The sequence below is a fragment of the Weizmannia sp. FSL W8-1119 genome (assembly GCF_038008605.1).
GTDB lineage: Bacteria > Bacillota > Bacilli > Bacillales > Bacillaceae_C > Weizmannia > Weizmannia coagulans.
This window is the reverse complement of record NZ_JBBOZL010000001.1, coordinates 1,712,107-1,725,516: the sequence shown is the minus strand read 5'-3', so window position 1 is coordinate 1,725,516 and position 13,410 is coordinate 1,712,107. Positions and strand designations below refer to the sequence as shown.

At 49.0% G+C, this 13,410-nt stretch carries 16 protein-coding genes; 10 read left to right on the top strand and 6 right to left on the bottom strand.

Annotated features, from left to right (window positions below; translation table 11 throughout):
* Positions 1 to 123: 123 nt before the first annotated feature.
* Positions 124 to 1,224: a flavodoxin-dependent (E)-4-hydroxy-3-methylbut-2-enyl-diphosphate synthase gene (ispG, locus tag NSQ19_RS08470; RefSeq protein WP_340703177.1), complete on the bottom strand. Its 1,101-nt coding sequence runs from the start codon at positions 1,222 to 1,224 to the stop codon at positions 124 to 126.
* A 107-nt stretch (positions 1,225 to 1,331) separates the two neighbouring features.
* Positions 1,332 to 1,664, bottom strand: a complete 333-nt coding sequence (locus NSQ19_RS08465) for a hypothetical protein (RefSeq protein WP_029142057.1) — start codon at positions 1,662 to 1,664, stop codon at positions 1,332 to 1,334.
* A 181-nt stretch (positions 1,665 to 1,845) separates the two neighbouring features.
* On the opposite strand from NSQ19_RS08465, the gene sodA reads away from it, so the two are divergent.
* From sodA to NSQ19_RS08450, 3 genes are all read left to right on the top strand, one after another.
* A complete protein-coding gene (gene sodA / locus NSQ19_RS08460; RefSeq protein WP_013859658.1) occupies positions 1,846 to 2,454 on the top strand; it encodes a superoxide dismutase SodA in 609 nt (202 codons plus the stop codon).
* A gap of 122 nt (positions 2,455 to 2,576) precedes the next feature.
* On the top strand, positions 2,577 to 3,791 hold the full coding sequence (locus NSQ19_RS08455) for an MFS transporter (protein WP_019720582.1): 1,215 nt from the start codon (positions 2,577 to 2,579) through the stop codon (positions 3,789 to 3,791).
* A gap of 102 nt (positions 3,792 to 3,893) precedes the next feature.
* Complete coding sequence (locus NSQ19_RS08450) at positions 3,894 to 6,059, top strand: peptidoglycan D,D-transpeptidase FtsI family protein (protein ID WP_328004585.1); 2,166 nt, start codon at positions 3,894 to 3,896, stop codon at positions 6,057 to 6,059.
* A 65-nt stretch (positions 6,060 to 6,124) separates the two neighbouring features.
* Here NSQ19_RS08450 and NSQ19_RS08445 read toward each other — a convergent pair whose 3' ends face one another.
* The gene (locus NSQ19_RS08445; protein WP_118497745.1) at positions 6,125 to 6,487 is read right to left on the bottom strand and encodes a hypothetical protein; all 363 of its coding nucleotides are present in this window, start codon (positions 6,485 to 6,487) and stop codon (positions 6,125 to 6,127) included.
* Between the two features lie 276 nt (positions 6,488 to 6,763).
* Here NSQ19_RS08445 and rpmG point away from each other — a divergent pair, with 276 nt between their 5' ends.
* The 5 genes from rpmG to NSQ19_RS08420 all read left to right on the top strand — a co-directional run bounded on the left by rpmG (position 6,764) and on the right by NSQ19_RS08420 (position 9,962).
* Positions 6,764 to 6,913 (top strand): 50S ribosomal protein L33, encoded by a 150-nt coding sequence (rpmG, locus tag NSQ19_RS08440; RefSeq protein WP_014098013.1) that lies wholly within the window; start codon positions 6,764 to 6,766, stop codon positions 6,911 to 6,913.
* A gap of 114 nt (positions 6,914 to 7,027) precedes the next feature.
* Entirely contained in the window at positions 7,028 to 7,204 is a 177-nt protein-coding gene (locus tag NSQ19_RS08435) for a hypothetical protein (protein ID WP_181980963.1), read from the top strand.
* Between the two features lie 100 nt (positions 7,205 to 7,304).
* Positions 7,305 to 8,471 (top strand): rhomboid family intramembrane serine protease, encoded by a 1,167-nt coding sequence (locus NSQ19_RS08430; protein WP_029142060.1) that lies wholly within the window; start codon positions 7,305 to 7,307, stop codon positions 8,469 to 8,471.
* Positions 8,472 to 8,779: 308 nt separating this feature from the next.
* A complete protein-coding gene (locus tag NSQ19_RS08425; RefSeq protein WP_029142061.1) occupies positions 8,780 to 9,001 on the top strand; it encodes a YqgQ family protein in 222 nt (73 codons plus the stop codon).
* Positions 8,994 to 9,962, top strand: coding sequence for an ROK family glucokinase (locus tag NSQ19_RS08420; protein WP_029142062.1), 969 nt, complete (start codon positions 8,994 to 8,996; stop codon positions 9,960 to 9,962). The genes NSQ19_RS08425 and NSQ19_RS08420 overlap by 8 nt, the downstream gene beginning before the upstream one ends.
* Before the next feature lie 98 nt (positions 9,963 to 10,060).
* Here the strand turns inward: NSQ19_RS08420 and NSQ19_RS08415 are convergent, their stop codons facing one another.
* Positions 10,061 to 10,234: a DUF2759 domain-containing protein gene (locus NSQ19_RS08415; protein ID WP_019720590.1), complete on the bottom strand. Its 174-nt coding sequence runs from the start codon at positions 10,232 to 10,234 to the stop codon at positions 10,061 to 10,063.
* Between the two features lie 129 nt (positions 10,235 to 10,363).
* Here NSQ19_RS08415 and NSQ19_RS08410 point away from each other — a divergent pair, with 129 nt between their 5' ends.
* Positions 10,364 to 10,993 (top strand): MBL fold metallo-hydrolase, encoded by a 630-nt coding sequence (locus NSQ19_RS08410; RefSeq protein WP_013859649.1) that lies wholly within the window; start codon positions 10,364 to 10,366, stop codon positions 10,991 to 10,993.
* A gap of 69 nt (positions 10,994 to 11,062) precedes the next feature.
* Here the strand turns inward: NSQ19_RS08410 and NSQ19_RS08405 are convergent, their stop codons facing one another.
* Positions 11,063 to 11,305: a DUF2626 domain-containing protein gene (locus NSQ19_RS08405; protein WP_014098019.1), complete on the bottom strand. Its 243-nt coding sequence runs from the start codon at positions 11,303 to 11,305 to the stop codon at positions 11,063 to 11,065.
* Positions 11,306 to 11,382: 77 nt separating this feature from the next.
* On the bottom strand, positions 11,383 to 12,099 hold the full coding sequence (locus NSQ19_RS08400) for a helix-turn-helix transcriptional regulator (protein WP_029142063.1): 717 nt from the start codon (positions 12,097 to 12,099) through the stop codon (positions 11,383 to 11,385).
* Positions 12,100 to 12,293: 194 nt separating this feature from the next.
* Here NSQ19_RS08400 and comGA point away from each other — a divergent pair, with 194 nt between their 5' ends.
* Positions 12,294 to 13,409 (top strand): competence type IV pilus ATPase ComGA, encoded by a 1,116-nt coding sequence (gene comGA / locus NSQ19_RS08395; RefSeq protein WP_285958217.1) that lies wholly within the window; start codon positions 12,294 to 12,296, stop codon positions 13,407 to 13,409.
* The last annotated feature ends 1 nt before the right edge of the window (position 13,410 follow it).

Genomic DNA, 13,410 nt, shown 5'->3' with positions numbered 1-13,410 from the left:
GGTGCGCCTCCTTTTCCGTTTTGAATGTGAAGCGATCGTGCCGCCTGTTGTCCGGGCCAGGCCTGGAAGATAAAAGTTGCCGCGCATGAAGAAACACCGGCTTGTTTTACGCCGGTGTTTCGGTCAGACGGGGTTCGCGTTTTGCGCGGCCTGTTTTTGGTAATACGCTTCGGCAAGCATGTCGATTTCTTTTTTCAATTCTTCTACCATTTTATCTTCCGGCACTTTCCGTATGATTTTCCCTTTGCGGAACAGGAGGCCTTCCCCGCGTGCACCGGCGATCCCAATATCCGCTTCTCTTGCTTCACCGGGGCCGTTGACGGCGCAGCCGAGGACGGAAACTTTAATCGGCGCTTTTATGGTCTGTAAATATTCTTCGACTTCGTTTGCAATGCTGATTAAATCGATCGCAATCCGGCCGCAAGTCGGGCATGAAACGAGCGTTGGGGCATTGGAGGAAAGCCCGAATATTTTCAGCAGCTCGCGCGCGACTTTCACTTCTTCCACCGGGTCGGCGCTTAAAGAAATGCGGAGCGTGTTGCCGATTCCCATATTTAAAAGCGCCCCAATCCCTGCGGCACTTTTGATGGTGCCGGAAAACAGCGTCCCGGATTCGGTAATGCCGAGATGGAGCGGGTAGTCAAATGTCCTTGCCGCTTTCTCGTACGCTTCGATGGCAAGGCGGACGTCCGAGGCTTTCATGGAAACGATAATGTCGTGAAAATCCAGGTCTTCGAGAATCCGGATATGGTGCAGGGCGCTTTCGACCATGCCGTCTGCTGTAGGGTATCCGTATTTTTGCAAAATTGGTTTTTCAAGGCTTCCTGCATTGACGCCGATCCGGATTGGGATGCCGCGCTCTTTTGCCGCTTTCACGACCGCTTCGACTTTTTCACGCTTGCCGATATTGCCCGGATTAATCCGGATTTTATCGACACCGCCTTCAATCGCGATTAACGCAAGCCGGTAATCAAAGTGGATATCCGCGACAAGCGGGATATGGATTCTTTTTTTTATGTCGGGAATAGCCCTTGCCGCCCGTTCATCCGGGACAGCAACGCGCACGATCTGGCAGCCTGCTTCTTCAAGCCGCTCAATCTGGCGGACGGTTGCATCGGCATCATGTGTTTTCGTCGTCGTCATACTTTGAATGAATAGTTCATTGCTGCCCCCGATCGTCAAGTTTCCGACCTTGACAGGGCGCGTTTTTGTACGGTGTATGATCTCACCCAAGGATATTCGCTCCTTTAATGATCTGTCAGTCCATAAACATTTTACCAACTTACATTTTAACAATTGACTGCCCCGATTGACAAGCCATTGTCCGCATTTTACCGGGATTCGCCGTAAATGGGAAATCGGTACGTTTGTCCGATCTGGATGTCTTCCGGTGCAATTCCGCCGTTCAGTTTGCTGAAATCACGGATCGCTTTTTCAATCGAAGGCGCCGGCCCGCCCGATATTTGTTTGATAATCGTAAGCACCGTGTCACCGGAATGGACTTTGGCTGTGACATACGGGCGGTGCGTTGTTTGCGGTTGTACGGCAACGGTTTTTCCGGCTGTTTCTTTTGCATTCGTCGGGATTGTGCCTGCGTGGAGATCGTAGTAGATGCAGTAAGAGATAAGGGCAGCGAAAAAGAGCACAGCGATTTTTTTCAACATGGACATTCCCTCCTTTATGAGTGCTACCAGTATATGCCGGTATGCTGCAATTAGAACCCGGGGGGATTCTGAAAAATGCAGGCGTAAAATTTGCCATCTATCAACCGGTTTTGGTACATTAAATATGACAAATCTTTGAATCTTTCCGGTTCAAAACATTACATAAAGGAGGAATAAAGATATGACGTACACTTTACCGCAATTGCCGTATGCGTATGATGCACTGGAGCCTTATATTGACAAGGAAACGATGAACATCCACCATACGAAGCACCATAATACTTATGTCACCAACTTGAACAAAGCGCTGGAAGGCCATGACGATCTTGCTTCCAAATCCGTTGAGGACTTAATTTCGGATTTGAATGCGGTTCCGGAAGAAATCCGTACAGCGGTTCGCAACAACGGCGGGGGGCATGCCAACCACTCGCTGTTCTGGACGCTGCTTTCGCCAAATGGCGGCGGCGAACCTAAAGGCGCGCTGCTTGACGCGATCAACAGCAAATTCGGCAGCTTTGAAAAATTCAAAGAACAATTTGCAGCTGCTGCAGCAGGCCGTTTCGGTTCCGGCTGGGCATGGCTTGTTGTCCATAACGGCGAGCTCGAAATTATGAGCACCCCGAACCAGGACAGCCCGCTTTCCGAAGGCAAAAAACCGGTTCTTGGCCTTGATGTTTGGGAACATGCTTACTATTTGAAATACCAAAACCGCCGTCCGGAATATATTTCTGCATTCTGGAATGTTGTAAACTGGGACGAAGTGGAAAAACTGTACGAAGCAGCGAAATAATCGCGATCCATTTAAAAAAGGGCGTGCCGCGCAATTTGCGTGCACGCCCTTTTTGCATGCACCCGTGCATAAACGCCCCCGTTTTTCAAAACAATATAGGGGAATGGGGGGAGTTTTGATTTATGAAGCGTGTGCAAAAATGGTTCGGAGATATAGAACTGTCAAAAGATCTGCTGCTGCTGCTTGCGATCGGCGGGCTTTATTCTTTAAGCGTTTCGCTGTCCAATTCTTTCGTTAACATATATTTATGGAAGCAGACAGGGAAGTACATAGATCTGGCGGTATATAATTTATCGGTTGTCATCCTGCAGCCGCTCACTTTTATCATCGCGGGAAGATGGGCAAAAAAAGTGGACAGGGTCATGGTGTTCAGGATCGGGGTTGCCTTTTTGGCGCTGTTTTATTTATGCGTGCTGTTTTCGCGGGGGCATGCTGGCGATTTTATCGTTTTGCTTGGCGGGCTGCTCGGGATCGGCTACGGCTTTTACTGGCTCGCCTACAACGTACTGACGTTTGAAATTACGGAGCCTGAGACGAGGGATTTTTTTAACGGCTTTATGGGGGCATTCGGTTCCATCGGCGGCATGGCCGGGCCGTTTGCCGCAGGGCTGATCATTTCAGCAATCGGAAAAACCGGTTATACGGTCGTTTTTGCCCTCTCCCTGATCCTGTTTGCCCTTGCCGTCGTCCTCAGTTTTTTTATTGCGCCGCGCCCTGCACACGGCCGTTATTTGTTTAAGCAAATCGTAAAGGAACGACACCGCAACCCGAATTGGAAACGGATTACAAGCGCCCATTTTGTCCAAGGTTTAAGGGATGGCACGTTTGTGTTTATGATTTCCGTTTTCGTGTTCCTTTCTACGGGGAGCGAGCTTTCTCTCGGCACGTTCGGGCTGATCAATTCCTGCCTGCAGTTTCTCGGGTACACGCTCGTTGCCCGTTATATTAAAATCAAGCACCGCCAGCGCTCGATTTTTTTGGGCGGGCTGCTTCTGTATGCGGCCGTGTTTTTGTTTGTTTTTGAAGTCACCTATCCGAGAATGCTGCTTTATGCCGCAACGATTGCGATTGCTTACCCGCTTCTGCTTGTCCCGTATAATTCGATGACATACGATGTGATCGGCAGGGCATGGAAAGCAGCGGAAGCACGGATTGAGTATGTTGTCGTGCTTGAAATATTTACCAATGCCGGCAGAGTTGCTTCGATTTTACTTTTCATTGCAGCCGTCACTTTTTTCAACAGCCAGGTGAGCATCCGCGTGCTGATGCTAGTCATTGGGGCAGGGCATTTGTGCATTTCGCTTTTTACAAGGAATATCCGGATTGGGGATATGTAGGGCCGCGGTTTCCAAAAATGGCGGTATTTTTTATAGCCATGTCCGCATTTTTTCGCTAAAATGGAATGTATAGCCGATGGCGAAGGGAGGAGCAGAAAAAGGTTGAAAAAAAAGAAGCGGAAAAAGCGGTCGCATATTCCATTTAGAATGAATATGCTGTTCTTTGCTGTTTTTGTGCTTTTTTCGGTCTTAGTCGTGCGTCTGGGCATTGTACAGATTGTCTACGGCCAGGATTACAAAAAAGAACTTGAACAGACGGAAGACAAGACGATCCATACTTCTGTTCCAAGAGGAAGAATTCTTGACCGGAACTATAAAGTGATTGTGGGCAATAAAGCGCTGAAGGCGATCACATATACGAGAACCCAGGCGGATGACAACAAAAAAATGCTGAAAGTGGCAAGGAAACTCGGGGAAATCATCAAAGTGCCGGATGCGGATGTGAAACGGCTGACGGACCGGGATAAAAAAGACTTTTGGATCCTGACCCATCCGAAAGCGGCAAAACAGCTCGTTTCCAAAGCAGAACAGGCAAAGCTCGACAACGACAGCGACAAAATATACAAGTTGCAGCTGAAGCGGATTACGAAACAGGATCTGGATTCAATGTCGCCGGAAGATCTCAATGTGCTCGCGATCTACAGCAAAATGTCGGCCGGCTATGTGCTGTCCCCGCAAATTATCAAAAACACGGGCGTGACAAATAAAGAGTATGCGACTGTGAGCGAGAATCTTTCAGCGCTGCCGGGCGTGGACATTACAACCGACTGGGAACGGAACTATGTGTTCAAAGAGGCAAACAGCAACGATTCGGTTTTAGGGTCAATCCTCGGCGATGTGACAACCGAAAAAGAAGGCTTGCCTGCCGACAAGGAGCAGTACTACACGGCCCGTGGATACAGCCGCAATGACCGCGTCGGGAAAAGCTACATTGAACAGCAGTATGAAGATGTCTTGAGCGGCGAAAAAGAAAAAGTGGAAGCGAAACAGGATAAAAAAGGGAATGTCATCTCTTCAAAAGTGATCAGCAAAGGGAAGCCGGGCAGCGACCTTGTCCTGTCTATTGACATTGACCTGCAAAAAGAAGTGGAGAAAATTATTACCGATGAAATCAAAGCGGCCCGCGCAAGCAATCCGCTTGCTGACCGTGCCTTTGTCACCGTCATGAACCCTTATACCGGCGAAGTGTTGTCAATGGCCGGCAAACAGGTGGTCACAAAGAACGGATCTGCGAAAATCAAGGACTTTGCGCTTGGGAATATGACAACCGCTTATCCTTCAGGTTCAGCGGTAAAGGGTGCGACTGTTTTGACCGGGTACCAGACCGGGGCCATCTCGCCCGGGAGTGTATTTGTTGACCAGCCGCTCCATTTTGCCGGCACCCCTGTGAAAAAATCGTGGGTTGCCAACGGTTTTGGGGCGATTAACGACTTAAAGGCCCTGCAGGTTTCATCTAACGTATATATGTTCCGGACGGTGATGGCGATCGGCGGGCAGCACAATTATGTGCCAAATGGCCCGCTCAGGATTGACAAAATGAAAACGATCCGGACATTGCGCAAATATTTTGCCCAGTTCGGGCTTGGCGTCAAAACCGGCATTGACCTTCCGGGCGAAGTCGGCGGCTACCAAACGGAAGTCCCGCCGAACAGCGGGAACGTGCTCGACTTTGGGATCGGGCAGTTTGACACGTATACGCCGCTGCAGCTTTGCCAGTATGTTTCCACGATCGCAAACGGCGGTTACCGTGTGCAGCCGCATATTGCGAAGGAAATCCGTGAACCAAGCCCGGACGGCAAGACACTCGGGCCTGTCGAGAAAGACATCGGCACGACGGTCTTAAACCGTGTGGATATGAAAGAATCATACATCAACCGCGTCAAACAAGGTTTCTATAATGTGGTGAACGTTCCCCACGGAACAGCTTACGGGCGGATTGATTCCAGCCTGAAAGTGGCAGGGAAAACCGGGACAGCCCAGGCTGTTTATGGCGGTGAACTGGTGGAAAAATACGACGCCGCAGGAAGAACACATCCTTCTCTCTGGAGCAATGCATGGAATTCCACTTTTGTCGGCTATGCGCCGTACAATCATCCGGAAATTGCCATCTCGGTCGTCGTGCCATGGTCCTATATGGGGGGAGCATCCGACCCGCACACGAATTTAAAAATTGCAAACCGTGTGTTTAAAGCCTATTTTGATCTGAAGAAAAAAGAGGAGAGTAAAGCAACAAATACGCCGGAAATGACAGTTGCAAATGCCAACTAGGCCGTCTCCGGCTGAGGAAAAAACGGATAACAGGGGGAACCCTTTTATCCGTTTTCTGTATAAATCTATTCTGGTGTTTGCATGGCACCGGAAATGATGCGTTTCACTTCGTTTACGGGGAGGGCGGACTGCCTTGCGATTTGTTCGAATGAAAGGCCCTGCCGGAACAAAGCGAGCACCTGGTTTTTTACAATTTCATTGACCGGACTTTTGCCGGACGGATCCGGAAGAAGCGGATCGGCTCCGGGCATCATAAATTCTTCTTCGAGCGTCTGTAATCTTTTTTTGATCTGGTACGTTTCCTGGAAAAATTTTAAAGACAAATCTTCCAGTTCCTGTTCTACCAGATGTGCGTGGTCCTGGCGGAAAAACGAAATAAGAAACAATACCACAGAAAGCGCCAGTAACACAATCAGCGTAATAACCATCCGGTTCTCTCCTTTTTCATTGCAAAGTACTATTGTTAGTTATATCATGATTTTCCTGTGAAGTGTACCGCCTATCCGGCAAGAGGGGGCCAATTCGTGCCAGCAAAGCGGGACCGGCAGGCTTGCTTGCCCCATTCAAGTGAAAATTTCACATATATCGGCAGCCGGTGGGAAGAACGGTTTTGTTTGAAAAAACATACTGGCAATCGTACGTGAAAAATGCTATGATAGAAAAGTCGTATGCACGATCGATTGAGAAAGATGGAGGGATGAAACATGCGTGTAAACATTACACTGGCTTGCACGGAATGCGGTGAGCGTAACTATATTACAACAAAAAATAAACGTACGACCCCGGACCGTATTGAATTGAAAAAATATTGCCCGCGGGACAAACGTGCAACCGTACATCGCGAAACAAAGTAAACAGCAGGCGTTTTCCTGCTGTTTTTTCTTTTGCCACAGCGTTAGCGGATAATTTCTCCCCCGGTAGGAAAAATAGAAATGAGTTGCAGAAAATTTTTCGGGGGAGGAATCGCCATGAACAGATGGGTGAAGTGGATTGCGGTGCTGCTTCTGTTTTCAGCAGCTTACCGGAACCGTTACCGGGTATTAAACACTGTATTTGGGTACGGCCCTGCGAGAAAATTGGCGGTCACGGCGGCAATGCGGATTCCCGGATTACGGTCGCGCGTCATGGGCCAGGTTTTTCAATAACGGTGAAAAAAGGGCGGGTGTAAAAGGCCAAACGCTTTACACTCCGCTCTTTTTTTCGATATAGTTAGGATAAAATGGATGGAAAAAGGCAGGGGAAATCGTGAACAGTAGGGCAGATGTTTTGTTTTGGGCAATCAGCCGCCATTTTGTCGTGGAACAGGAGTACCGGATCCTGTTTTTGAGTGAAAACCGGGATGAAATGTGGCTTGCCAATACAAAAAAGAAGAATTTGCCGCTTGTGCGTCTTTTGCGGTATGACATCGACTGGGGCAACTGGTTATACCGCGACATCCGCGATTGTTGCGCACAGGCTGAAGATTTATGCAAACAAATAAAGCGGCTTGCTCCGCGCGTACTCAATATTTACGTAAGCGAGTATGCGCCGGTTGACGATTATGAAATCTATTTGGATGAACCGATGCATATCAATGGCGGAAAAACGGAACTCCGCAGCGTATTGATTGAAGGGGAGAATCCTGGTCCCGGGATCAGTAAGCTGCGCCCGTTCACGGAAAGCCGGCTTGCCATTGCGCCTGAAACGATGAGCGGGGACGCCTATGCATTACAGCGGACGGTGTTCGAAGCCGAGGCGCGCCGGGAAGAGGAGGAACGGCAGCTGTTTGACGCGGGCAGGCCATTTTTTACATACGTCTTTCTGGCCGTACAGATTGCCGTGTTTATTGTTATGTCGCTTACCGGCGGGACGCAGAATACGCAAAACCTGATCCGTTTCGGCGCCAAGTACAATCCGCTGATTATGGAAGGGCAATATTGGCGGCTGATTATGCCCGTTTTTATTCATATCGGGATCATGCACCTTTTTATGAATTCGCTCTCTTTATACTATATCGGGCCGCTTGTCGAACGGATTTACGGCAAGGCGCGCTTTGCCCTGATTTATTTGTTCGCCGGGTTTACAGGCTGCCTGGCCAGCTTCCTGTTTTCACCAAGCCTTTCTGCCGGCGCAAGCGGTGCGATTTTTGGCTTGTTCGGCGCGCTTCTTTACATCGGGACGGCTTACCGAGATCTTTTTTTCCGGACAATGGGACCGAGTGTCATTACGCTCATCATCATTAATCTCGTTTTCGGTTTTTCCGTTTCCGGCATTGACAATTTCGGGCATCTTGGCGGGCTTTTCGGCGGCTTTCTTGCAGCATGCATCGTCCACTTTCCGAAACGGAAGCGCATCGGTGTGCAGCTTCCGGCTCTTCTTATTGCCGCTTTCCTCGTTTATATGGGTCTGCGCGGCATTCACCCGGCAGACTAATAAGCATGCCCCCGTTTCGGTTCCGGGCCGCTTCTTTGGCGTGCAAGTGTGGGCCTTTCGGGGGACGGATCGTGCCGGGATAAAAATTTCTCTCTTTAGGGCCGGGGGAAGCGCGCCGGTATATAGGGGCGCCGTGGGTTTCCGCGGCTATCCTTCAAAAAATGCACCGGGCAAGGTTTCACGGCGTACTTCCACGCCGGGCGGCCAAATGATCCGGCAAATTGCCGCAATTTGATGCTTGTTAGAAGTTGCACAATCGACTATACTTTTCTTGGAACAGATTTTTTATAAATGAAAGCTGGGTCGAAATGAGAACACTTTATGATGTGCAACAGCTTTTGAAAAAATTCGGCATTATTGTCTATATCGGGGACCGGCTTGCCGATCTCGAGCTGATGGAATTGGAACTGAGGCAGTTGTACCAGGCAAGGGTGCTGGAAAACAGCGAATACGAAACCGCCCTGTTGATCATCAGGCAGGAAAAACGGTTGGAAAAAGAGAAAAAAATGGAGGGTGAGCGAAATGGCTGAGAAGTGGATCATTGGCATTGATTTGGGGGGCACCACCACAAAACTGGCATTTGTGAATGAAGCAGGCGATATTGTACACAGATGGGAGATCCCGACTGTGACGGCTAACGAGGGGAAAGCGATCCTTCCGAATATCGCAAAATCGATTGAGGACGAATTGGCCCGGGCAAAGCGGGAGAAAAAAGAGATCACAGGGATCGGCCTCGGCGTACCGGGGCCGGTTGATATGGAAGCCGGCGTGATTTATGAATCCGTCAATATCGGCTGGGCGCAGCATTATCCGGTTGCCGGGACATTGCAAAAATTGGCGGGGTTAAAAGTGGTGATCGATAATGATGCAAATGTTGCGGCACTCGGTGAAATGTGGAAAGGCGCCGGGAAAGGTTCCGGGGAAATGGTCTTCGTTACGCTTGGCACCGGTGTCGGCGGCGGCATCATTACAGGCGGGGATATCGTCCACGGCGTAAAAGGGGCGGCAGGCGAAATCGGCCATATTACCGTCATCCCGGAAGGCGGGGCACGATGCAACTGCGGGAAAACCGGCTGCCTTGAAACGGTCGCTTCCGCAACAGGCGTGGTCAGGACAGCCATAGCGAAACTGGCTGCATTTAGCGGCGCGTCCCCGTTAAAAGATTTGTATGCCCGAAGCGGATCGGTAAGCGCCAAAGACGTGTTTGACTTTGCGAAAGCGGGAGATGCCCTTTCCCACGAAATTGTTGACGAAACGGCAAAATACCTCGGGCTTGCGCTGGCAAGTGTGGCCAATACGTTAAATCCGGAAAAAATCGTGTTGGGGGGAGGGGTGTCAAAAGCAGGCGAAACGCTCTTAAACCCGGTGCGCGCTTATTTTTTGAAATACGCGTTCAACACGGTCGGCCAATCGACAAAACTGGAACTTGCCACATTGGGAAACGATGCCGGCGTGCTCGGGGCAGCGTGGCTGGCGTTAAATAAAATTTAAGCGGGGCGCCCCCTTCCATGATACGCGCTGATTTTGGCAGACTACAAACAGCGATATAATGAGATGAAAAAAAGCGGCATGGCGCCGCTTTTTCAGCATTAAGTAAAGGCCGGGTAGCCCGAATGGATGACGGTCATGATGGCAAACCAGCCGAAAAGGGCAAAAGAAATGATGCCGAAAATAAATCCGAGGATATTTTTGTTTTTGGCCGCAGTAATGAAACCAATCAGTGACAGTATGGAGACGAGACTGAAAATAATGACTGTACCCATGACATCCCCCTTATAATGAAAAGGTATTCAATTATCTTTATTTTACAACCGGTCTGGTGATTTGTCGAGTAAATGAACAGGCATTTTTTACGGATGAAAACATGATACAATAAGGGAGGAGGGATACGAATGAAATGGAAACAATTGCCGGTCGGGCCCATTCAGACGAATTGCTATATCCTGTGGAACCACGAAAAAGACTGTTTGATATTTGACCCCGGAGCGGAATTTGAAAGGCTGCACGCTTTTATCGGGGAAAATGCGCTGAACCCGCTTGCGGTGCTTTTAACGCATGCCCATTTTGACCATATTGGCGCCCTTGATGCGGTAAGGGATGCGTACAAAATCCCGGCCTATATCCATCAAAAGGAAGAGATGTGGCTCGGGGATCCAGGGCAAAACGGCTCCCATTTTTTCGGGATGGGAGAAATCAGCGCGCGCGGGGCGGAAAAGCTTATCGCCGGGGAAGACATGTTGAAAATCGGCTCTTTTTCGCTTCAAGTGCTGGAAACGCCGGGCCACTCCCCGGGGAGCGTTTCGTACTGGCTGCCTGATCACAACATTGTCTTTTCAGGGGACGCCCTTTTTTCCGGCAGCATTGGGCGGACCGATCTTCCGGGCGGGAACCATGGCGTTTTGCAGGAAAGCATTCATACAAAGTTACTGGTTTTGCACCCGGATACAATCGTGTTCCCGGGACACGGGCCGCAGACAACGATCGGGGCCGAAAAAAGTTCCAACCCGTTTTTGGGGGGATAAAAAAACCGGCAGCGAATGCCGGTTTTTTTAGTGCAAGGAAAAAGCAAGCAGATTTTTAAGAGGAACAGGTTATTCGCCGAAGCCGGGTGTGAGTATAAACGTGGTGTAGTACGTAAAGCCGGCGAAGAAAATTGTTAAATAAGCCCCAAAGATGTACATATACATGCGTTCGGACAGTTTCAAGTAGCTGACAAGCACAAAGAAACCGGTCTGGGCCAGAAACAGTAAAGCGGTTTCTTTCATGCCGCCAAGGAAAAACATGACTGCCATTACACCAGTCCAGAAACCCAATACGCGGTACATACGATCCAAATGAACCACCCCTTCTTTTTATGTCCATCAAGTTATATTATAAAGGAACAAAGAAGGGGTGTAAACACAACCGGTACTTAATTCGCAACTTTAGCAACTTTAGCAACTTTCACATGATAAATGCATTCGCTGCAATCATGAAGCATGGTTTCCTGCTGGTTGATGTCGAAATCGTCAAACAACGCTTCAAACAACCCGTGAATATAAGCAACATGCATCTCGCAAACATCCGCCGAGTGATGGATTAATTCCCGGAACGGACAGTTGTATACATGGTAATCGAGTTCGTTCTTGTCTGTTGTTTCCAGCGTTTCGATGCAGTATCCGTCCACGGTGGACACGCTTGCGAGCACAGATAATTTTTCATTAAATGTCAGCTGGTCTTTTGTTTTATTCATGTTTTTTAAGATGTTTTCGATGATCCGTTTTCCGTACTCCCGGCCGATCTCTTTCAAAAGGCCTGCATCTGCCAGTTTCATTTTGTTGATGGCTTCAAGCAAAATGTTGGACAGCAATTTGTATTCACGGTGCGGGAAGGAGAGTTCCACCACTTGTTCAGAGCTTTTATACAGCCTTGCCGGGCGCCCGCCTTTTCCGGTTTTGTTCAGTTCGGATGAAATGATCTTTACATCTTCGAGCTTCGACAAATGGAGCCTTGCCACATTTGGATGAATATGAAATTCATTGGCCACTTCCTGGACGGATACTTCGCTCCGTTTCTTCAGTACAAATTGGTAAATCGAGTAGCGGGTCGGGTCAGAAAGGGCGTTGATCACTTTTAATGTTGGTTCCATATTAAACACCTCTATATTTTTTATCCTATCTATATTATAAATGATAACAACGCCAAAATTTGTGACAAAAATCACACACTTTTTTTGCGGCTGAGAGAAAAAAATAGCGAAAAAATTTTTGCTTTCAGCAGGAATTTTGAAAGCCGTGTCGAAATGAGAGAATATCCCAAAAGAAAGGTGGTATGTGATGGATTATGTCGGTTGAAAAAATCGCGGAACTATTGATTGGACAGGCGGTGAAAAACAATGTGACCGATGTCCATATCGTTCCGAAAGAGAAGCATTACCATGTCCAGTTCCGGCAGTACGGAAGGCTGTACCCCCACCGCAACCTTTCCGCGAAAGCCGGGGAAAGGCTGATATCCCATTTAAAATTTATGTCTTCCATGGATATCAGTGAAAAACGAAAGCCCCAAAGCGGGTCGTTTGCCATAAACGTTTTGCAGCAAGCGGTCTCCTTAAGGATTTCGACGCTGCCAACCTCTCTTTCCAAAGAGAGCCTCGTCATCCGGATTTTGCCCCACGAAGAACAATTCCAGCTCAGCCAAATTTCACTTTTTCCATCGAGCACGAAAAAATTAATGGCGCTATTAAACCATTCGCACGGCATGCTGATTTTCAGCGGTCCGACCGGAAGCGGCAAGTCGACGACGATGTATACGCTTGTTGAGCACTGCGCAAAACGGTTTTTACGGAATGTAATTACACTGGAAGACCCTGTTGAAAAACAAAGCGATTCGTTTTTGCAGGTGCAGGTGAATGAAAAAGCAGGCATTACTTATAGCACAGGGCTGAAAGCAATTTTGCGCCATGATCCGGATATTATCCTGGTGGGGGAAATCCGCGATGCCGAAACAGCAAGAATTGCGGTACGCGCATCGCTTACCGGCCATCTTGTCCTGACGACTTTGCATACGCGTGACGCAAAGGGCGCGATTTACAGGCTGATGGAATTCGGCGTGAGCATCCACGAAATGGAGCAGACTTTGCTCGCTGTCAGCGCACAGCGGCTGATTACATTGCGTTGTCCGGTATGCGGCGGCATCCGCTGCCCGCATGATTGTCCCGGCAGCCGGAAAAAGCGGCAAACCGCGGTATATGAGCTGCTGTACGGGAAAAATTTGCAGCGGGTGCTGAAAGAAGCAAAGGGGGAACAGGTCCGCTACCATTATCCGACGCTGAAAGAATGGCTCAGAAAGGGGATTGTGCTTGGATACATTTCTGAAGAAGAGTATCACCGCTGGATTGCCGAAGAGGAAGAAGCGGATAAGCCTCAAACAACAGGGGCGCTTTCTTACCCGGGTCGGTGAA

Excerpts from the sequence above, each read along its gene's own strand:
- NSQ19_RS08465 (WP_029142057.1), bottom strand. The coding sequence starts at position 1,664 with ATGTTGAAAAAAATCGCTGTGCTCTTTTTCGCTGCCCTTATCTCTTAC.
- NSQ19_RS08425 (WP_029142061.1), top strand. The coding sequence starts at position 8,780 with ATGAGAACACTTTATGATGTGCAACAGCTTTTGAAAAAATTCGGCATT.
- comGA (WP_285958217.1), top strand. The coding sequence starts at position 12,294 with ATGTCGGTTGAAAAAATCGCGGAACTATTGATTGGACAGGCGGTGAAA.
- NSQ19_RS08410 (WP_013859649.1), top strand. The coding sequence starts at position 10,364 with ATGAAATGGAAACAATTGCCGGTCGGGCCCATTCAGACGAATTGCTAT.
- NSQ19_RS08415 (WP_019720590.1), bottom strand. The coding sequence starts at position 10,234 with ATGGGTACAGTCATTATTTTCAGTCTCGTCTCCATACTGTCACTGATT.
- rpmG (WP_014098013.1), top strand. The coding sequence starts at position 6,764 with ATGCGTGTAAACATTACACTGGCTTGCACGGAATGCGGTGAGCGTAAC.
- NSQ19_RS08455 (WP_019720582.1), top strand. The coding sequence starts at position 2,577 with ATGAAGCGTGTGCAAAAATGGTTCGGAGATATAGAACTGTCAAAAGAT.
- NSQ19_RS08445 (WP_118497745.1), bottom strand. The coding sequence starts at position 6,487 with ATGGTTATTACGCTGATTGTGTTACTGGCGCTTTCTGTGGTATTGTTT.
- sodA (WP_013859658.1), top strand. The coding sequence starts at position 1,846 with ATGACGTACACTTTACCGCAATTGCCGTATGCGTATGATGCACTGGAG.
- NSQ19_RS08400 (WP_029142063.1), bottom strand. The coding sequence starts at position 12,099 with ATGGAACCAACATTAAAAGTGATCAACGCCCTTTCTGACCCGACCCGC.
- NSQ19_RS08420 (WP_029142062.1), top strand. The coding sequence starts at position 8,994 with ATGGCTGAGAAGTGGATCATTGGCATTGATTTGGGGGGCACCACCACA.
- NSQ19_RS08435 (WP_181980963.1), top strand. The coding sequence starts at position 7,028 with ATGAACAGATGGGTGAAGTGGATTGCGGTGCTGCTTCTGTTTTCAGCA.